Raw genomic sequence first — 19898 nt, forward strand, 5'->3', positions numbered from 1 at the left:
AAGACGTAGATAGACGCCTATGAACACGAGCTCTTACTCTGCCAGCATCGTAACAGCGTCTTCTGCGATCTGCTCAGCGGTCAGGTGGTTTTCACGGAGCACTTCCGAAACCTCATAGCGATCCAGAAATTCTTTCTTCAGACCGAAGCACTTGGTGCGTACTTTGGAATCGCCGTAGAATCTGGCGATCTTCTCGCCGAATCCGCCGTCCAGAACGCCGTCCTCCAGCGTGAGAACCACACGGTGGTTCTCTTTCAGCTGCTCCAGACAATCGGTATCCAGTCCGGTGATATAGTACGGATTGATGAGGGTGGGCGTGATGCCGGTTTTCTGGGCAATCTTCTCTGCTGCTGCAACGCCCAGCGGGTAGAAAGAGCCAAGCGCCACAATGGCGATTTCGCTGCCCTCCTGTGTCATTTCATAGCGGTTCAGGTCGCCGAAATTCTTGGTCACCGGCTTTCCGTCGGAGATATACTGAATCGGCACACGAATGGCAACGGGGTGCTCAGTCTGCTCCAGCGACCAGTCCAGCATTGCAAAATAGTCCTCTGCTGTGACCGGTGCCAGATATACCAGATTCGGGATGTTGGAGATCATAGGAATGTCGTAAATGCCAAGGTGCGTGACATCGTTCATACCGTAGACGGATGCAGTGTAAACCGCAATGGTCACAGCATTCTGGTTGATGCAGATGTCCTGCGAGATCTGATCATAGGTTCTCTGGAGGAAAGAACTGTACACGCCCCAGAACGGCTTTCCGCCGTTTTTGGCAATGCCGGATGCCATCGCAGCAGCGTGTTCCTCTGCAATGCCCACGTCGATGAACTGTTTTCCGGCCCGTTCCCGCAGTTCCTTGGTAAAGCCGAATACTGTGGGAGTGGCAGAGGTGATGGCACAGACGCTTGCGTCCTCCTGCATTTTTTTCAGGAGATATTCTGCGGTAACAGTGTCATAGTCTTTTTCGCCGCCAGCGGGAACGGTTGTCTTGCCGGTGGCGATGTCAAACGGAAGATGCCAGTGCCATTCTTCCTTGTGCTGCTCTGCCAGTGCATAACCCTTTCCCTTTTGGGTGACGATGTGCACGGCAACCGGCGTCTTGCTGTCCTTTACCTGCCGGAAAGCGGCAATCAGTGCCTCGATGTCATTTCCATCCTTGACGAACACATAATCCAGCCCCATGGCACGGAACAGATTGCACTCTGCCTTGCCGTCCGTATCCCGCAGCAGCTTCAGATTCCGATACAGACCGCCGTGGTTTTCCGCAATGGACATGTCGTTGTCGTTGATGACAACAATGAAGTTGGAGTGCATCTCACCGGCAAAGTCCAGCCCTTCAAGAGCCTCGCCGCCGCTGAGAGAGCCGTCGCCGATGACAGCGATGACATTGCCGTCCTCACCCTTCAGATCACGGGCTTTTGCCAGACCGCTGGCAAGGCTGACAGAAGTCGAGGTATGACCGACATTGAAGAAGTCGTGTTCGCTTTCCTTCGGATTGGTATAGCCGGAAACGTCCTCAAAATGCTCCTCGGACAGATAGGCATTCTTTCTGCCGGTCAGCATCTTGTGGGGATAGCTCTGGTGCGAAACGTCATAGACGATCTTGTCCCTGGGCGAATCGAATACATAGTGCAGTGCGATGGTCGCTTCCACCATGCCAAAGTTCGGGCCGAAGTGTCCGCCGTGGCGGCTCAGCCGGAACAGCAGTGCCTGCCGCATTTCCTCGGCGAGCGCCCGCAGTTCCTCAGTGTTCAGCTGCCTGACATCCTCTGGCGCATTGATTTTTTCCAAATACATTGTCGTTCCCTCCTGATTGTGTGTCAATTTGGTTCATGTAAGCTGAGAATCGGTGGATTCTCAGCGGTTTGGACAGGTTCATTATAGCACTTTGAGTTGACTCTAAGTCAAGTGGAATTTTCAAGAATTTTCTTTTTGTTCATATATGAATTTTATGCACTCTCAAAAAAGTATAAAATTTTAAAAAACCACTTGCCAAATTGGACAATATCTGGTATGATAAAAGAAAACAACAGGAAATGGAGGGCTTGCAAATGAGACAAATTCTAAGGAATAGAGCACTGTCCGTGCTGTTTTTTGCAACTGCCTTGCTGGCTGGATGCGGTGAAACTGCGGGGAATACGCCGGAGCATCCGACAACAGAGCAGATAACTGCCGCCGAAACAGAGATGGCAACTGCTGAAACAGAAACGGCAACTGCTGCGCCGCTTGTGACGACAGAAACCACGAGTGCTTCGACTTCTGCGGAAACGGCGACAGCGTTGGAAGACGCCCCATTTCGCAGCATTGCCGGCGAATGGTATCTGGACGGCGATCCGGATACTGCGCATCTCTCGATTCAGTCAACGGGAACATTCACGGCATACTATGCCACCGGAAATGTGGAGAATACGGGATACATCCAATATGAGACGGAAGAAATTGGCGGCATGCTGAGCTACTGGTATCTGCTGTATACCGATGACGGCGCATTTTATCTGGGATTTCGGGACGACGGCAGTGCATACAAGCTGGAGCTTTTTGTTGGAAATGGCGCCGATCCCCGTTACGTTCGTATGGACGGCACTGGCGGGATTGCAGATGACGGACGGGGGATAGATGAAATCCTCGCTTCAGAAGCTTACCTTGGCATCTGGGGATGCGGCCGTGCGACACTGCAAATTGCAGAAATGGGAGACGGCACATATCAGGGGCGTATCTCTTGGGCAGAAAGCGCTTTTGTTTACGATGAATGGATTTATCCGCTAATCTTTGAGGACGCAACCCAGACCATGGTGTGCAGCGGCGGTGCAACCAAGACCCGCTACACATTTACAGAAGAGGGAGTTGAACCGGAGGAAACTGTCTGTTATACCGATGGCAGCGGCAGTTTTTCGTTCCAGGATGGTGTAATATACTGGCAGGATGACAAGGAGCACAGCGGGGAGGACATGGAATTTCAGCAGTGACGCCGGTTTTCCGTTCTGCTTAGCCAATCAAAAAAGCGTTTCCTCCAATGGAAACGCTTTTTCTGATTCTTTCAGAAACAATATTTATTTTTTCTGGAGAAGTTTGGCTTCAAGGCGCACTTTCTTTCGCCGGCTTTTGGTCAGACAAAGCCGTACCAGACGGTAGACGGTATAAAACGGCCGTGCCCACTTGTGCCGATAGCAGAACATGCTGTAGTTCTGATAGAAGTCATCGTCGGGAAACAGGCGGTGCCAGACATATTTCAGCTTGCTGGGATGTGCGTCGTTCTGCTGGACCTTCTGCATGGTTTTCTGAAATTCGTTTTGGGCGTAGGTTCCCAGTGCGCCATAGGTGCCGGAACGTGTGAGAAAGTCCAGCATCTTGGATTCCGGTTCAGTCAGCGTCACCGGCTGATCGGTCAGGACTTTTTCCGCCAGCAGACGGCTGTCCCGCTCAAAATCAACCAGCCCGAGCTTTTCCAGCTCGCAGTGCAGATAGTTCCAGTCCATGGTGTCCTGCTTTTTCGACAAAAAAACATAACAGTCCAGCAGATGCCGCAACCCTGTTCCGCCGGAACGGTAGTGCTTGGCAGCGTGCGCCATGAAGTAGAGGTAGAAGTCCTCGTCTGTAAAGCAGCATAGATAGCCGTTTCGGATCAGCCGTTCCTCAATATTTTGGAAGTATTGGCTGAAATCAGAATCATTGTTCCCGAAGAGAGAGAGGTGCATCTCATAGTTGTACACCGGCAGCTTGAAGTAGTCGTCCTCATAGGCTTTTTTTGCGCCCAGTGTGTAGCCCTGAGAGAGCATGTATTGCTGCATTGTTTTTCGGAAAGCGGCATCGTATAGAATGTCGTTGTCAGACATTTGCCGCATGCCGAGTTCCGGATAGTAGTCTTTCAGAATGACACCTTTCAGGGGCATGTGCCAGATCTTGTTTTCGTCCAGAAAGCGGAAGATTTCAGCTCTGCCATTGTCCAGCAAGAGCACTTTGCGGAGACTCTTGTTCCTGATGTTCCGAAATGCTTTCGCCGTTTGCGGATCGGCATTGTCGAGAATGCCGGCAGATTCCAGCGCCATGCAGACAATTGCGCCGATGTCGTGATATACGGATATTTGATAGAGCTGAGAGATGTCCAGTCCTTTTGTCCGCTGCCGGTCAGGGGAAATGTGGTTTAGCTTGCAGTAGCAGAGATAGAAAAGAGCGAGCACTTCCTGCTGCTGTGTCATGGATATCGCCTCCCTTGTGCAATGGATGTTCTATGACCATTATATCATGGAAAGAGGGAATTCGTCAAGGCGGAAATCGGACGTGGGATTGCGTGATTTGTTTTACAGGACTGTTGACAAAAATTGCATTTTGCCGTATAATTGAGAGAGGAATCGCATGCACGGAGAAGAAAACTATGAGCAGAGTTGTCTATGAATTTCACATAAAAAATTATGTTGTGTTAAAGCTGGATGAAATGCTGAAAAAAGCATACCGTCTTTTTTAATTGATGGCAAAAAATATTCGCCTGTGCCGATTTATGATGCGAAAAATTGTATTGCAATTGAAAGCGATGAAAGCTTTCTTGGAAAAGTGATTGAGTTTGTCTAAAAACTCAGATTTGAGGCAATACCGCACAAAGATTGTGCGACAGATGCGTCGTCAAATTTTTCGTCAGATGAAACAAAAAGCGGAGTGAATACTTGATGTATTCACGAGCATTTTTGTGAAATATGACGGGAAATTTGCAAGCAGATGGCGTGCAAAATCGCCAGACGCTCTTTGTGCGGTATTTTCTTGAAGTTTAAACGAATTTACACAAGCAAAGGAGAACATCATGAAACTCAATGATCGATTTATTGTCCACGACACCGGCACAGAAAGCATCGTGATTTCCACAGGAAACACTGAATTTTCCGGATTTTTCCGCAGCAATCCCACAGCAAGTTTTCTGGTGCACTGTCTGACGCAGGAAACCACCGAGGAGGAGATTGTGGACAAGATGGCGGAAAAGTACGATGCGCCACGGGAGGTAATTGCCAAGGATGTGGAGAAGGTGCTGGAAGAACTGAAGAAGTACGGTGCTGTCGATGCCTGAACGCTCTACTTTTGAACAGGAACTGGCGAAGAACGGGAAGCTCATCTATTATAATGTGGGGGACAGTATGCTGCCTCTGATTCGGCAGGGACGGGATCTGTTGGAGATCGTGCCCAAACCGGCGGGAAGACTGCATCGGTATGACGTTCCGCTGTATCGGCGCAGCAGCGGACAATATGTGCTGCACCGCATTCTCAAGGTGCGCCCGCAGGACTATGTGCTTTGCGGGGACAACCGATGGACACGGGAATACGGCGTCACAGACGGGCAGATCATCGGTGTTCTGCACAGTGTGATACGAGATGGAAAACCATTCTCTGTGGAGTGTCCGAAGTACCGGCTCTATGTGCATCTCTGGTGCGACTGCTTTCCCGTGCGAGCGTTTCTCCTGCGCCTTCGCCGGAAACTCAAGAGAATGAGGAAACCGCAGCATGAAAAATAGTACATTCAAATGGCTCTGGCGTGTTACAGGAAAAAAGAAGCGGTGCGTCGCCCTGCTGATTCTGGCGCAGGGCATCAACGGCTGTTCTGGTGTTCTGTATGCGCTGCTGTTGCAGCAGATGGTAGACCGTGCGGTGGGTCACGACCGAAACGGCTTTCTGCTCTTTGCCGGTTTGCTTCTGCTGCTGGTCGCCGGACAGATTGCCATCCGTGGGCTGATTCGCTGGTTGGAGGAACTATCCCGTGCGACGCTGGAAAATCTGTTTAAGAGCAGGCTGTTCCACTATCTGTTATATAAGGACTATGCGTCCGTCAACGCTGTGCACTCCGGCGAGTGGCTGAACCGTCTTACCAATGACACCGCACTGGTCGCCAACAGCTGTGTAGCGATTTTGCCGGGACTGGCTGGAATGTGCGTGAAGCTGGTCAGTGCACTGACCATGATCTTGATTTACGATGTGCGGTTTGCCGCTATGCTGGTGCCATGCGGTGCAATCCTGATTCTCTTCACCTATGCCTTTCGGCGTGTCATCAAGCGCCTGCATCGGAATACACAGGAAAAGGACGGAAAACTGCGCATCTTTTTACAGGAGCATTTGGGCTGTATGATGATGCTCCGCTCCTTTGCGGCAGAGTCGCAGGCGGAAGAGGCGGCAGCGGAAAAAATGCAGGCGCACAGGGCAGCACGGCTTCGGAAAAATCGTTTCTCCAACTTCTGCAACATTGGATTTGGGGCGGCGATGAATGGCATGTACGTGTTGGGGGCGTGCTATTGCGGCTATGGGATTCTGACAGATACCATGTCCTATGGCACGCTGGTGGGCATCACTCAGCTGATCGCACAGATTCAGCAGCCGTTCGCCAACATTACCGGCTATTTTCCGCAGTTTTTTGCCATGCTCTCCAGTGCGGAGCGTCTGATGGAGGTGGAGCAGTTTGCGGATGAGTCAACCGAACCGCCGTACTCCCTGGCGTATGTGCAGCAATTCTATGAGCAGTCGTTTTGCAGTGTTGTGCTGGAACATGTGAATTACACCTACTATCCGGTATCGCAGGAGCTTTCGAATCTGGAAAAGAAAAACATGCCTGTGGTGCTGAAAGATGTGAGCCTTGCCATTCAGAAGGGCGACTATGTGGCGGTGACGGGGCACAGCGGATGCGGAAAGTCTACGCTGCTCAAGCTTTTGATGTGCCTCTATCATCCGGACAGCGGCAGGCTTTTCTTACAGGACACAGACGGAACACAGCATCCCATGGATGCCCGCTGGCACAGGCTGTTTGCCTATGTGCCGCAGGGAAATCAGCTGATGAGCGGCACCATTCGGGAGGTCGTCACATTTACATCCGGCGGCGCATTTCAAGAGGAGAAGTTTCGCAGAGCGCTGCAAATCGCCTGTGCCGATGAGTTTGTGGACAAGCTGGAACACGGCATGGATACGCTGCTTGGAGAAAACGGCACAGGGCTTTCGGAGGGGCAAATGCAGCGGCTTGCAGTTGCTAGAGCTATCTATGTGGACAGCCCGATTCTGCTGCTGGATGAGTCTACCAGTTCTCTGGATGTGCCAACAGAGCGGAAATTGTTGGAAAATCTCAAGGAGATGACAGACAAGACGGTGATTATTGTGACGCATCGTGGTCAGGTGCTCTCCATATGTAACCGTGAGATTCAGATGACCGAGGATGGAATTTTTTGGAGAACGCTACATGACGGTGTACCGTTTTCAGAATCATAGAGAAATCGTATTTCAGAAATTCTGAGGTGCGATTTTTTTTTTTTTGAATATATATTAGTCAAAATTTGAACGATAGAGCGTTGAGAAAGAATGCAGTCTGCTGAAAAGTAAGGATTGGACTGACAAATGAAAAAAAGCTATACCATAAAAGATTTGATTTTCTTGTTTCTGGGACACATTTGGTGGATTATTTGCGCCGCAGTGGTTGGCGCAGCTGGTACGTTTTTGGTATCCAGTTACGTGATTCCCCAACAGTTTCAGTCGAATATTTCGATGTATGTCAAGAACAGCGAGAAGCAAAATCAGGAACAGCAGGGCATCAACAACAACGACCTGACGGTTTCCAAATCACTGGTAAGCACATATATTGTCATCCTGAACAATGATGTGGTCATGGATGAGGTGGGAAATCAGCTCGCAAAGGAATACACCGAGGAAGAGCTGTCCCGCTATTTCACATTAAAAAACGGCAAGGTGACGGATACAAGTCTGAAGGCTTGCTTTTCAATGACTGCGGTTGATGAAACCGAAGTCTTAAAGATCACTACAACCACACAGAACGCTGAGCTTTCCGCATCGCTGTGCAACATCATGGCAGATGTTGCACCGCAGTTTCTAATCCGTGTGGTCGGGGCAGGATCGGTGGAGAAGATTGGTGATGCAAAGATCTATGATACGCCGGTTTCTCCCAATGTCACCAAGAATACCGCAATCGGATTTGCAGCTGGTGCAATGCTGGCGATTCTTGTGATTCTGGTGATTGACTTCTTCGATAATACCATCAAGGATTCGTCGGAACTGGGCGAACACTTCCAGAAGCCGATGATCGGCGAGATTCAGAGCATTGGCGGCAAAGTCAAAAAGAAAGACCGTGGCACTTCGGCAGACAGAAAGCGGAAGCTGATCTATCACAACTCCGATTTGCCGTTCAGCATTCTGGAAACATATAAAGCGCTCCGCTCCTCCTTGAATTTCTTGGTGTCCACCAGCGAGAATAAAATCGTTGCTGTGACGAGTGCCAGTCCGAATGAAGGAAAATCCGTAACTGTTGCCAATCTGGCAACGGCAATTTCGGAAACTGATAAGACAGTGCTGCTGATTGACGCTGACATGCGCAAACCGGTACAGCATAAGAATTTTCAGGTTTCCAATAAGCTCGGGCTTTCTAATGTCATCACCGACGCCAGCTTGCTGGATGAGGCACTGCATCAGAATGTCACTGGTACGCTGGATCTGTTGACCGCCGGCACAATTCCGCCGAACCCGTCGGAACTGCTGGCTTCGAAGCAGATGGCAGAGCTGTTGGATAAGCTGAAAGAAAAGTATGACATAATCCTCATTGACTGCGCACCGGTCAACGTGGTATCGGATGTGGCTGGCATGGCTAATTCGATCGCTGGCGTGGTCATGGTAGTGCACTATGGAACTACGACCTATGCGGAGACAGAGGACGCAGTGAAGCAGTTGGAACTGGCAAACTGCAATGTTCTGGGCTTTGTGCTGAACGAAGTGGTGCACAAGCACAGTGCCGGATATTATTCCAATTACAAGTATAAGTACAAATATAAATACGACTATCAGTACCGCACCGAACCGTCGGAAACGGAATCTACGGAAACCGTTGCGGCGGAAGCGGAAGCAGATGCGAAGCATATCGAGGGAGAGAAGCAAGCATGATGACAGATTGCCACAGCCATATTCTTCCGGAAATGGACGACGGAAGCGACAGCATAGAGATGTCATGTTCGATGCTGGAGCAGCTGCGGCAGCAGGGCGTGGAACGCAGCATTGCAACGCCGCATTTTTACCGGCGTCGGGAGAAGAGTGTCGCAGCATATCTGGAAAAACGGCAGCGGCAGTTTGCAAAGCTGAAAGCGGCAAACCCAGCGGTGCAGAATATCTTCCTGGGCGCAGAAGTGGCAATCGAAAAAGGTCTAAGTGATACGCCGGATATTGAAAAGCTGGCGATTCAGGGTACAGACTTGATTTTGCTGGAACTGCCTTATGCCCCGTATCAGGAGTGGATGGAAGAGGAAATCGACAATATCGCCATAACATACCGTCTGACACCTGTGATTGCCCATGTCCATCGGTATCTGAACTGGTACAACAGGGAACAGACAGCACATTTGTTGCAGCTCGATGCAGTTTTGCAAATCAATATAGAAGCATTTCAAAGCTTTTCTCAAAAGCGGATCGCCAAGGAGGTCATCAAGCGTGAACTTCCTTTTTTGTTCGGATCTGATTGTCATAATCTAACAGATCGAAAACCGAACTTTGAGATTCTGCAAAAGAAAGTGAGACCGGAGATTATTGAGAAATCCAACCGTCTGTTGGAATGCCATATGCAATAATTGGAAAGAAGGGAAACGAGAATATGTGTGGAATTGTAGGATTTACAGGAAATCATCCAGCTGCGCCGATTTTGTTGGACGGTTTGTCAAAACTGGAATATCGGGGCTATGACTCCGCCGGTATTGCTGTGCGGGACGGGGACGGAGAGACGGAAATCCTCAAGGAAAAGGGCAAGCTCAAGGTGCTTCAGGAGATGACGGACAATGGCAATGCTGTCCGGGGCAACTGCGGTATCGGGCACACTCGCTGGGCGACTCACGGAGAGCCTTCCGCACAGAATGCACATCCCCATTCCAGTGATGATAAAAATGTCATCGGCGTACATAATGGAATTATCGAGAATTTCCAGCAGCTGAAAGAAAAGCTGACCAAGGTTGGCTATACGTTTCATTCGCAGACAGACACGGAAGTAGCGGTAAAGCTGGTGGACTATTACTATAAGAAATATCAGGAGGGTCCGGTGGATGCCATGGTGCGGGCAATGCTGCGCATTCGAGGTTCTTATGCGCTGGAACTGATGTTTCAGGATTATCCTGGCGAGATTTTCGCTGCCAGAAAAGACAGTCCGATGATTATCGGCGTGGCGGACGGCGAAACCTATGTGGCATCTGATGTTCCGGCAATTTTGAAGTACACACGGAATGTCTATTACATCGGCAATCAGGAAATCGCACACCTGACCAAGGGAACGGCAACGTTTTATAACATCGAACAGGAAGAAATTCAGAAAGAATTAACTGAGATCAAGTGGGATGCAGCTGCAGCGGAAAAGGGCGGTTACGAGCACTTTATGCTCAAGGAAATCCACGAACAGCCCAAGGTGATTCGGGATACCATTCATGCGGTTGTCAAGGACGGCGAGATTCACTTTGATGGTATTGATGATGACCTGATTCGAAACTTGAAGCAGGTGTATATTGTGGCTTGCGGTTCGGCGTATCATGTGGGAATGGCAGCACAGTATGTGATTGAGGAACTGACCAGTTTGCCGGTTCGTGTGGAACTGGCGTCGGAGTTCCGCTATCGGAAGATGACGCTGGTGCCGGAGAGTCTGGTGATTATCATCAGCCAGTCCGGAGAGACGGCGGATAGTCTGGAGGCACTGCGTCTGGCAAAAGAAAAGGGCGTTCGCACGTTGGGAATCGTCAATGTGGTTGGCTCTTCCATCGCCAGAGAGGCGGACAGTGTGTTCTATACTCTTGCTGGGCCGGAAATTTCCGTGGCAACAACGAAAGCGTATAGCTGTCAGCTGGTGGCGTCATATCTGCTGGCACTGCAGTTTGCCAAGGCACGGAATGAGATCGCCGACGAGATGTATCAGACACTTTTGGCGGAGATCGATACCATTCCGGAAAAGGTGGAGCGCATCCTGGAGGACAAGGAGCGCATCCAGTGGTTTGCCAATAAGCTGGTGGGTGTGAAAGATGCTTTCTTCATTGGAAGAGGTATCGATTATGCCATTGGCATGGAAGGTAGCCTGAAAATGAAAGAGATCAGCTACATTCACTCGGAGGCGTACGCTGCCGGTGAATTGAAGCATGGGCCAATCAGTCTGATTGAGGACGGAACCATTGTATTCAGTGTGGTGACGCAGCAGAATCTGTACGAAAAGACTGTGAGCAACATGGTGGAGGTCAAGAGTCGTGGGGCACACCTGATGGGACTGACCACATACGGCAATTATGAGATGGAGGATACCGCAGATTTTACGGTGTATATCCCGAAAATCCACCAGTTGTTTGCCGGCAGTCTTGCAGTGGTTCCCCTCCAGCTGATGGGCTACTATGTTTCCGTTGCCAAGGGGTATGACGTGGACAAGCCGCGAAATCTGGCAAAAAGCGTTACTGTGGAATGAAAATGCGGCGAGTCGCCTGGGGCTTGTTTGTGCTCTATGTGGCAGCGGTTCTTTGGCTGACGCTGATTGATCGGACTTCCGAGACACGGCGCTGTATGCTTGTGCCGCTGTGGGAATGGCGGGAACTGTTCTCTGGTGCACGCACAGGGTACTGGCTGGGACAAATCGGCGGCAACCTGGTGATGCTGTTACCGCTGGGCGGTTTCCTGCCGTATCTGTTCCGATGGTTTCGGAAACCATGGCGGGTGATCTGCGTGGGAGCGTTGTTTTCCGTGTGCATTGAATTGACACAATATCTGACAGGGCGTGGACTTTGTGAGGTGGACGATGTTTTTCATAACACGCTGGGAACAGCAGTGGGGTATTGGCTCTATACGCAGATAAAACAAAGAAAATAGGAATTTTTTTGGAAGAATTGAGAGGAAGGATTGTCGATGAAAGAATTGGTTCAAAAATTCAGATTCCGAAAAATTATTTTGGCAATTGCAGATGCCTTTATAGTTATTGTTGCGGCACTGATTTCGAATTTTGTTCTTTCTCTATGGAATCACGGCGTTTCGCAGCACATCATGGTTATTTCCATTACGGTCAGCGTCTTTTGCTGTATTATGAGCCTGTTTATGTTTGGGGCATACAACAAAATGTGGCGTTATTTCAGCTGGAAAGACTATCTGTCCTGCGTTTATGGTATCGTCGTTGGCATGGCAGCATCCTGTATTTTTGTCTATGTCATCCGTGGACACATCCCCATGCTCTATCCGATTTTACATTGCATCATGACCATTCTCGGGGTTTGCCTGTTTCGTATGCTGTTTAAGCAGACATTTATAGAATTGGTTGAGTGCGGCAGAAGTGATGCAAAGAACAAGCGAACCATGATTGTGGGCGGTGGAAGAGCCACCGGGCTCCTGCTGGGAGAGATCGAACATGCGCATACCTCTCCCAATCAGAACGATGCGCCCTACAAGCCGGTTTGCATCATTGATGACGCTCCCAACAAGATCGGCACCAAACTTCGCGGTGTTCCTGTTGTGGGAAATACCAGCGAGATTCAAAAGTATGCAAAGCAAATGAAGATCGAACAGATCATTTTTTCCATTCCGTCCTGTCTGAAGGACGAGCGGAAGCGGATTTTGGATGCATGTTCTAAAACGGATCTGCCCATTAAGGTGATGCCGTTCCTCAGCGATTTGATTTTTGAAAACGACACCAATCAGAGTACACTCCTGAAGCAGATTCATGACATCAATGTGGAAGACCTGCTGGGGCGGGATCCCATTCGGTTTGACAATCAGGACATCAAGAATTTCATCAGCGGAAAGATTTGTATGGTGACTGGCGGTGGCGGAAGCATCGGCTCTGAGCTGGTGCGGCAGATCGCACGGTATGCACCGAAGCAGATCATTATCGTGGATATCTATGAAAATAACGCCTACGACATCCAGCAGGAATTGCGGATGGAGTATAAGGATACCTTGAATCTGGTGACACTGATTGCATCGGTGCGGGATTATCACCGCATGGATCAGATTTTCAAGAGGTATTTGCCGGATATTGTGTTCCATGCGGCAGCGCATAAGCATGTGCCGCTCATGGAGGATTCGCCGATGGAGGCAATTAAAAATAATATCATCGGAACTTTTAACACAGCGACTTTGGCGCAATTTTATGATGCGGAGAAATTTGTGATGATCTCCACAGACAAAGCAGTCAATCCCACCAATGTGATGGGTGCCTCTAAGCGTTGCTGCGAAATGATCATCCAGTATCTTTCCCAGACGCACGACGGAAAAACGGAATTTGTAACCACACGTTTTGGCAATGTGCTTGGTTCCAATGGCTCTGTCATTCCGCTGTTTAAGCGGCAGATTGAGAGCGGCAGACCGGTGACTGTGACACACCGGGATATCATCCGCTATTTTATGACCATTCCGGAGGCGGTCAGCCTTGTAATGGAAGCTGCGGCAATTGCCCATGGCGGTGAGATTTTTGTACTGGATATGGGAAAGCCGGTACGGATCCTGACGCTGGCAGAAAATTTGATTCGGATGTATGGCAAAAAGCCCTATGAGGATGTGCCCATCGTCTTTACCGGACTTCGTCCGGGAGAGAAGATTCGGGAGGAGCTGCTGATGGATGAAGAGGGCTTGCAGAAAACTTCGAATAAGCTGATTTTTATCGGCAAGCAGATTGACATTGACGCAAAGCCGTTTTTGGCAAAGCTTCATGAACTTCGGAATGCAGCAGAGAAAAACAATGAGGAACTCGCAGTGATGGCGCTGCACGATATGGTGCCAACTTTCGTAACGCCAGAGGAGTTTAATCGGAAGATGCTGCTGCCGACGGGGTGAAAGAATGTGTTTTTCGGAGTGGAGGTTGTGTAAAAATGAAACCATTTGAAAAGAAAATCTGGCTGTCATCGCCAACAATGCATGGTGACGAGCAAAAGTGGGTAAATGATGCGTTTGAGAAAAACTGGATCACCACAGAATGACATAAAAAGAATAAAAACACCTTCGGGTGAATTCATAGAATAGGGATGGATAAAATGAAACCGTTTGAAAAGAAAATCTGGCTGTCATCGCCGACAATGCATGGCGATGAACAAAAGTGGGTAAATGATGCGTTTGAGAAAAACTGGATCACCACAGCTGGCGAAAATGTCAATGAAACAGAAATTCTTGTTGCTGAAAAAATTGGCTGCAAATATGCAGTTGCACTCTCATGCGGTACGGGTGCTTTGCATCTTGCAATTAAGCTTGCAGGAGAAAAGCTCTATGGACAGGCAAAGCCAAATGCAGGAACACTTCAGGGACATAAGGTTTTCTGTTCTGATATGACATTTGATGCGACAGTCAATCCTGTTGCATATGAGGACGGAGAGGCTGTTTTCATTGATACTGAACGTGATACATGGAATATGGATCCTGTTGCACTTGAAAAAGCTTTTCCAGCGGTACGGGTGCTTTGCATCTTGCAATCAAACTTGCAGGTGAAAAGCTATATGGACAGGCAAAGCCAAATTGCGGAACGCTTCAGGGACATAAGGTATTTTGTTCTGATATGACATTTGACGCAACAGTCAAATGAGGACGGCGAGGCTGTTTTCATTGATACAGAACGTGATACATGGAATATGGATCCTGTTGCACTTGAAAAAGCTTTTGATATTTATCCAGATGTAAAGCTTGTGGTTCTCGTTCATCTCTATGGAACTCCTGCAAAGCTTGATGAGATTATGGCTGTTTGTGAAAAGCATGGTGCTGTTCTTGTAGAGGATGCTGCTGAATCATTCGGTGCTACTTACAAGGGCAAGCAAACAGGCACTTTCGGAAGTGGCAATATCATCAGTTTCAATGGAAATAACCTCTTATTTATAAAAGGTGGATTAGTCGCAAAAACAGCGTAAAATCGAGGAAAATGTACACCTGTTCTTGTGGAAGACGCAGCAGAATCGTTTGGTGCGACATATAAGGGCAAGCAGACAGGTACTTTCGGAAGTGGCAATATCATCAGTTTCAACGGAAATAACCTCTTGTTTATAAAAGGCGGATTAGTCGCAAAAACAGCGTAAAATCGAGAAAAATGCACATTAAAATCTACCATAGTTTCGTTACATTTTCGGGGGGGAAATAACATTGCATTATCAGGTATGAACACTTTCCACGCATCGGCGGAGAATTTACCTTTTGAGCTGAAGAAGGTCATTGGTATGTAAATGGTTTGTAGTATGTACATAAGAAGCATTGATGTATAAAAGTTGGTGGGTTGATATAAGTGACTGAGTTTCGGTTGCTGATATGAGCTTGCTGATGAACACAGTGTGTTAGGAGCACACGGTTGGTTCTTATATCTAGTATTTCCGAGACCGGAGTATTACCCGGTCTCTAAAAGTCGTAGTAATAATCCATCTTGACACTTTTATAATCTTTTTAGGGGGCGTGTTTATGAAGAACTTACTTATCATAGGTGCCGGACAATATGGTATGGTCGCCAAGGAAATCGCAGAATCGATGAAGTGCTTTAAGAAAATTGATTTTGTAGATGATGTTTATGCGTCTGCCGTCGGAAAGATCTGTGATATTGATAAGTTGATTCATGAATACGATTCGGCGGTTGTTGCAATTGGAAATACAGAACTTCGCCTGAATCTGATAAAAGGATTATGCGAAATCGGCTATGAAGTGCCGACTCTCATTCATGAAAAAGCATATGTTAGTCCGTCGGCAAAAATCGGCATAGGTTGCTTCATAGAGCCTATGGTTGTTGTTCATACCGCAGTGAGTGTTGAAACAGGATGCATACTCTCCGCCGGAGTGATATTGAATCATAATAGTGTCGTTCACGAAGGCTGCCATATTAACTGCGGCTCTGTTGTTAAAGCAAGAGCAGAGATCAAGGCCGGAACGCAGACAGGCTATAATGAGGTATGTGATACTGAGAAGGTTGAACATATGAAACAGCATGAGAAACTACCTGTTGCTGTGTGAATAAACAGGCCTGTATAAGGATTTGTGCAGAACAGAGCAATGCTATTAGATATAGAATATTTAAGGTGAGGTAAGAGATTGTGAAAGAGCAGACTAAGAAAAATCTGAAAACAGCAGCTACGGTAACCGGTTTGGCTTTGGGGGCTACATATCTTGTTATGCGTCATATTGCCAAGAAACAGTATCCCGACTCTGTGTATGCTAATCAGCCGGAAGAGCAGAATCCGGTACAGGGTAGAAAAGTAGTGTTTGTAGAGAATGCGAATGATCCTGTGAATGCAGATGGAAAGCAGGGGCACCTTGAGGCTGTTGCGAATACCACACATATCCCGACATTCTATGAGAAGTACATCAAGCGTGGATTTGATGTTGTACTCTCCTTCGGTGGCTTTGTTGTTTTAGCACCTGTTTACGCTGTAACAGCTCTTGCTATTAAGGCCGATGATCCCGGCCCTGTGTTCTTTAAACAGAAGCGTGTGGGAACGGATAAGTCTTACTTCGAGTTGCTTAAATTCCGTTCTATGTCCGTCAACACGCCGAAAGATGTGCCGACACACATGCTTCAGAATGGCGGCATTACAAAGGTCGGAGCCTTTATCCGGAAAGCCTCTATCGATGAACTTCCCCAGCTCTGGAATATTTTTAGAGGAAATATGAGCGTTATTGGTCCGAGACCGGCTCTCTGGAATCAGGATTATCTGACCGCCGAGAGAGACAAGTATGGTGCTAACGATGTTAAGCCTGGTTTGACTGGTCTTGCGCAGATCAGCGGTCGTGATGAACTGGAGATTCCTGTGAAGGCTAAACTTGACGGTGTGTATGCGAATGAACTTAGCAAAAGCAGTTTAGCTGGTTTCCGTATGGACATGAAAATGTTCTTTGGTTCTATATTTTCTGTTCTTAAGCATGAGGGTATTGTAGAAGGCGGAACTGGAGCAATGGCTAAAGAACTGGAAAAGACAAAGCAGTTTGATTCTGAACCCACAGACGATTTCGATGATTTTGATTTCAATAATAGAAAGCATACTTACTCTGTATTGATGTCCGTGTACAAGAATGATGATCCAAGTTTCTTGTCAATTGCTTTAAATAGTATCTATGATGATCAGACAGTGAAGCCTGATGAGATTGTAGTTGTGTTTGATGGACCGCTTACTGATGAATTATATACTGTTCTGAATGAATTCCAGATAGGAAAAGAAGATGTTGTAAAGTATTATCCGCAGGAGGAAAACCATGGATTAGGTGAAGCTCTGCGAATCGGTTCTGAAAAATGCACCTGTGATTATATCTTGCGAATGGATTCAGATGATATCAGCGATCCGCACAGATTTGAGAGACAGATTGCATATGTTGAGACGCATCCTGAAATTGATGTTCTCGGTACTGATATTGCTGAGTTTAACGAGTCTATTGATGAAGATATGCGTGTTCGATCCTGTCCTAAAAAACATGATGATATCGTTAAGATGGGCAAGAAGCGTAACCCTATGAACCATGTCTCGGTTTGCATGAAAAAAGAGGCTCTTGAAAAATGTGGTGGCTATAAAACACTACTTCTTTTAGAAGATTACTACCTGTGGCTTAATATGATAGCTGCTGGATGCAGACTTGCGAATATCCATGAGTCTCTTGTATATGTTCGTGTAGGAAACGGATTCGATTCTAAAAGAGGCTCAAAAGAGCGCATTACAGGCTGGAAAACGCTTCAGGACTTTATGCTTGAACATGGAATGATTAATAAAAAAGAGGCTATGATGAATATGCTCTATATCAGAGCATTTGTGAATACTCCTTCAGGCGTTAAGAAGGTTCTGTACGAGAAATTATTGAGAAAATAATGATAATAGGAGAATGAGAATTGAAAAAGGCTGGAATTATAACGCACTATAACGTTCATAACCATGGTGCACATTTACAATTATTCGCTTTAATACAAGAATTGAAGAAATTAGGCTATAACGCACAAGCCCTTCAATTTCAGAAAAACTACGATTTTATGGGTGGTGCAGCTGCGGGAAAAAAATATAATATTTCGCTTCGCTCAATTCCTACATATTTAAAGTATACGGTTCAAAACGGAGTAGATAGAACGGCATATAATGTTAAGAAAAGAGAAATATTATCAGAGTTCCGTAAAAGGCACGATGTTGTTGGAACATACTATTCAGAAGCAACTGACATTGACTTAGTTGTAATTGGTAGTGATGAGATCTTTAGTATAGAAGCTGGGCCGAATCCGTGGTATTATGGAATAGGTGTGCCATGCAAGAAACAAGTATCCTATGCTGCAAGTTTTGGACCTACTACATTGGAAATGATTAACGATCACAATATGGATGCTATGGTAGCTGCTGGAATCAACAATATAACAGCGATTACAGTTAGAGATCAAAATTCGGCTGATATTGTTAAGCATTATTCAGGAAATGATGTCCCTATTGTTTGTGATCCAGTTTTGCTTCACGATTTTTCAAAACTATTTTCTAAAGAACGAGTTGAAAGATTTAGACAAGCGCATCCGGAAAAATACTGCATTGTTTATTCATATGACTATAACATGAATGATGATGCCACTGTGAACTCCATTAGAAAATATGCAGACAAAAGAGGACTGAAGGTCTACAGTTTAGGATATTTTCATAAATGGTGTGATGAAAATCCAAATGTTTCACCTTTAGAATTATTCTTATGGTTTAAGTGTTCCGACATGATATTTACAGATACATTCCATGGTTCGGTAATATCACTTGCTACTCAATCACAGTTTATTTCATTAATTCGGAATAACCAGAATAAACTTGCTTTTTTAATGCAACAGTATGGTGTAGACAACAGAGTAACGGCTGAGTTCGCTGATATTGAAAGTATTGTGGCTGTTCCGATAGATTATAATGTTACTGGAAAAACAATAGTTAGAATAAGAGAGGAATCAAAAAAGGCTTTGATTGAAGCCATTGAGAAGTGTGGAGCTAAGGATGAAAGAAAATAATTTGGTTTCTGTAATCGTACCTGTTTACAATGTTGAGAGATATATTAAAGAATGCATAGAGTCTATTCTGCAACAGACATATAAGAATATTGAAGTAATAGCCATTGATGATGGTTCTCCGGATAACTCCGCATCTATTGTCAACGAGATTTCCAAAAAAGATCCAAGAGTAAGACTTATTACTAAGGAAAACGGTGGAGTTAGTTCTGCAAGAAATGTTGGATTAGATAATGCCAATGGAGAATATGTGGTTTTTGTTGATGCAGACGATTTTTTAGCCAAGGATGCAATAAAGTATTTAATGTGGCTAGCTACAAAGACCAAATCTGATTTTTGTTTTTCTAAGAATTGTTTTACACAGAGAAACGAACAGCAGATTGAAAAAGATAGAATTGAAAAATTATCACCAGCGGAAGCAGTTGCATTGCTTATATCCCCCAGAGTTATCGTCGGTTGTTGGAATAAGATATATAGTCTGGATTTTTTGAAAAAGCACGGTATTAGATTTTCTGAGACACTGTTTTACGGAGAAGGACTTAACTTTATCACTGTCTGCGCGATGAAATCTGCTTCGATTGGAGTAGGTGAAAGAAAGACGTATTATTATAGAAGAAGTAACGAAGTATCTGCTACTACAAAATTTGATATTCAGAAAATGTATAATGGAGAAAAAGCTCTACATACGATAAAAAATGAGATAACTATAAAAAGCAATCTCATAGATAATATGTTTGATCTACATATGGCTTTGTTTTGTTTAGGGGCTATCACTAAGCTTATTAATGCTGAGCAGAAAAGTAAATATACAAACGATTACAAGAGGTGGAAAGCCATTCTTAAGAGAAACACATATAGGCTGATACTTAAAAAGGATGTTTCATTGTATAGGAAAATGATGCTGTGTGGAGGTTCGATCTGCCCGCAGCTTCTAGCCTTCTTAGATAAGAAACGACGTAAAAAAATATCTCAAGGTAGTTTTTAA

14 protein-coding genes and 5 pseudogenes are annotated in these 19898 nt (G+C 46.4%); 17 read left to right on the forward strand and 2 right to left on the reverse strand.

All coding sequences use genetic code 11. The features are described 5' to 3' along the window. Positions 1 to 33: 33 nt before the first annotated feature. The gene (locus QZL66_RS02870) at positions 34 to 1794 is read right to left on the reverse strand and encodes a 1-deoxy-D-xylulose-5-phosphate synthase (protein WP_022410260.1); all 1761 of its coding nucleotides are present in this window, start codon (positions 1792 to 1794) and stop codon (positions 34 to 36) included. Positions 1795 to 2048: 254 nt separating this feature from the next. On the opposite strand from QZL66_RS02870, the gene QZL66_RS02875 reads away from it, so the two are divergent. Further along, positions 2049 to 2963 carry a hypothetical protein gene (locus QZL66_RS02875; protein WP_022410261.1) on the forward strand — a complete coding sequence of 305 codons (915 nt, stop codon included), beginning with the start codon at positions 2049 to 2051 and terminating at the stop codon, positions 2961 to 2963. 84 nt (positions 2964 to 3047) lie between these two features. On the opposite strand, the gene QZL66_RS02880 is transcribed toward QZL66_RS02875, so the two are convergent. Continuing rightward, positions 3048 to 4193, reverse strand: a complete 1146-nt coding sequence (locus QZL66_RS02880; RefSeq protein WP_022410262.1) for a nucleotidyltransferase domain-containing protein — start codon at positions 4191 to 4193, stop codon at positions 3048 to 3050. A gap of 596 nt (positions 4194 to 4789) precedes the next feature. Between QZL66_RS02880 and QZL66_RS02885 the strand changes: the two genes are divergently transcribed. The 16 genes and pseudogenes from QZL66_RS02885 to QZL66_RS02955 all read left to right on the forward strand — a co-directional run bounded on the left by QZL66_RS02885 (position 4790) and on the right by QZL66_RS02955 (position 19898). Then, positions 4790 to 5050: a PqqD family protein gene (locus QZL66_RS02885; RefSeq protein ID WP_022410264.1), complete on the forward strand. Its 261-nt coding sequence runs from the start codon at positions 4790 to 4792 to the stop codon at positions 5048 to 5050. Further along, positions 5043 to 5492: a S24/S26 family peptidase gene (locus QZL66_RS02890; RefSeq protein WP_022410265.1), complete on the forward strand. Its 450-nt coding sequence runs from the start codon at positions 5043 to 5045 to the stop codon at positions 5490 to 5492. Before QZL66_RS02885 ends, QZL66_RS02890 begins: the two co-directional genes overlap by 8 nt. Further along, positions 5482 to 7224, forward strand: coding sequence for an ABC transporter ATP-binding protein (locus QZL66_RS02895; protein ID WP_022410266.1), 1743 nt, complete (start codon positions 5482 to 5484; stop codon positions 7222 to 7224). The genes QZL66_RS02890 and QZL66_RS02895 overlap by 11 nt, the downstream gene beginning before the upstream one ends. A 126-nt stretch (positions 7225 to 7350) precedes the next feature. Continuing rightward, entirely contained in the window at positions 7351 to 8901 is a 1551-nt protein-coding gene (locus QZL66_RS02900; RefSeq protein ID WP_022410267.1) for a polysaccharide biosynthesis tyrosine autokinase, read from the forward strand. Next, positions 8898 to 9578, forward strand: a complete 681-nt coding sequence (locus QZL66_RS02905; RefSeq protein WP_022410268.1) for a CpsB/CapC family capsule biosynthesis tyrosine phosphatase — start codon at positions 8898 to 8900, stop codon at positions 9576 to 9578. Before QZL66_RS02900 ends, QZL66_RS02905 begins: the two co-directional genes overlap by 4 nt. 23 nt (positions 9579 to 9601) lie before the next feature. After that, on the forward strand, positions 9602 to 11434 hold the full coding sequence (glmS, locus tag QZL66_RS02910) for a glutamine--fructose-6-phosphate transaminase (isomerizing) (protein ID WP_022410269.1): 1833 nt from the start codon (positions 9602 to 9604) through the stop codon (positions 11432 to 11434). Continuing rightward, entirely contained in the window at positions 11431 to 11832 is a 402-nt protein-coding gene (locus QZL66_RS02915; protein ID WP_022410270.1) for a VanZ family protein, read from the forward strand. The genes glmS and QZL66_RS02915 overlap by 4 nt, the downstream gene beginning before the upstream one ends. A gap of 36 nt (positions 11833 to 11868) precedes the next feature. Beyond that, positions 11869 to 13785: a nucleoside-diphosphate sugar epimerase/dehydratase gene (locus QZL66_RS02920; RefSeq protein ID WP_022410271.1), complete on the forward strand. Its 1917-nt coding sequence runs from the start codon at positions 11869 to 11871 to the stop codon at positions 13783 to 13785. A gap of 197 nt (positions 13786 to 13982) precedes the next feature. Further along, positions 13983 to 14402 (forward strand): annotated as a pseudogene (locus QZL66_RS02925) (DegT/DnrJ/EryC1/StrS family aminotransferase); the annotation flags it as partial. Between the two features lie 65 nt (positions 14403 to 14467). After that, positions 14468 to 14807 (forward strand): annotated as a pseudogene (locus QZL66_RS02930) (DegT/DnrJ/EryC1/StrS family aminotransferase); the annotation flags it as partial. 57 nt (positions 14808 to 14864) lie between these two features. Beyond that, a pseudogene (locus QZL66_RS02935) lies at positions 14865 to 14987 on the forward strand (DegT/DnrJ/EryC1/StrS family aminotransferase); the annotation flags it as partial. 394 nt (positions 14988 to 15381) lie between these two features. Next, on the forward strand, positions 15382 to 15924 hold the full coding sequence (locus QZL66_RS02940; RefSeq protein WP_022410275.1) for a PglD-related sugar-binding protein: 543 nt from the start codon (positions 15382 to 15384) through the stop codon (positions 15922 to 15924). A 326-nt stretch (positions 15925 to 16250) separates the two neighbouring features. After that, positions 16251 to 16877 (forward strand): annotated as a pseudogene (locus QZL66_RS11925) (sugar transferase); the annotation flags it as partial. Positions 16878 to 16964: 87 nt separating this feature from the next. Beyond that, positions 16965 to 17765 (forward strand): annotated as a pseudogene (locus tag QZL66_RS11930) (glycosyltransferase); the annotation flags it as partial. A 20-nt stretch (positions 17766 to 17785) separates the two neighbouring features. Continuing rightward, positions 17786 to 18916: a polysaccharide pyruvyl transferase family protein gene (locus QZL66_RS02950; RefSeq protein ID WP_022410277.1), complete on the forward strand. Its 1131-nt coding sequence runs from the start codon at positions 17786 to 17788 to the stop codon at positions 18914 to 18916. Next, on the forward strand, positions 18903 to 19898 hold the full coding sequence (locus QZL66_RS02955; protein ID WP_022410278.1) for a glycosyltransferase family 2 protein: 996 nt from the start codon (positions 18903 to 18905) through the stop codon (positions 19896 to 19898). Before QZL66_RS02950 ends, QZL66_RS02955 begins: the two co-directional genes overlap by 14 nt.

It is taken from the genome of Ruminococcus sp. CAG:330 (genome assembly GCF_000437175.1).
Classification (GTDB): domain Bacteria; phylum Bacillota; class Clostridia; order Oscillospirales; family Ruminococcaceae; genus Ruminococcus_C.